The 445-nt window shown below is 38.9% G+C and carries 1 pseudogene; it reads left to right on the top strand.

Annotated features, from left to right (window positions below):
- Positions 1-110: 110 nt before the first annotated feature.
- A pseudogene (locus tag ACNPNW_RS06485) lies at positions 111-445 on the top strand (cation transporter); the annotation flags it as partial.

Below are 445 nucleotides of genomic sequence, written 5' to 3'. Positions count from 1 at the left end.
CCCCTAATCTTGGTTCGAGCTGATCTTCGCATATAGAACTCAGCATATCTAAATGATAGAGATCGTATATGAGTACCGAAATGACTGATACGCCACACTACAGTGAAACATTAGAGATTGAGGGGATGACATGTGCTTCTTGTGTAGGTCGAGTAGAAAAAGCCTTAAAATCTGTTGAGGGTGTGGAATCAGCACATGTAAATCTGGCTACTGAAAAAGCGACTATTCAGGCAAGCTCATCTGTCACTCGTGACTCGTTAATTCAGGCTGTCACCAAAGCAGGGTTTGAAGCAAAGTCAGTTCATCAAACTACGGAAAGCTTTCAAGATAAAAAGAATATTGAATTAGAAAAACTTAAAAAAGATTTAATTTTGTCAGTCTTATTGACTCTACCCGTTTTTATTTTAGAAATGGGATCACACCTGATTCCCGCCTTTCATACGTT

This window comes from Acinetobacter endophylla (assembly GCF_053543775.1).
Note: the sequence above shows the minus strand (reverse complement) of the source record. Positions and strands in the feature narration are given on the sequence as shown.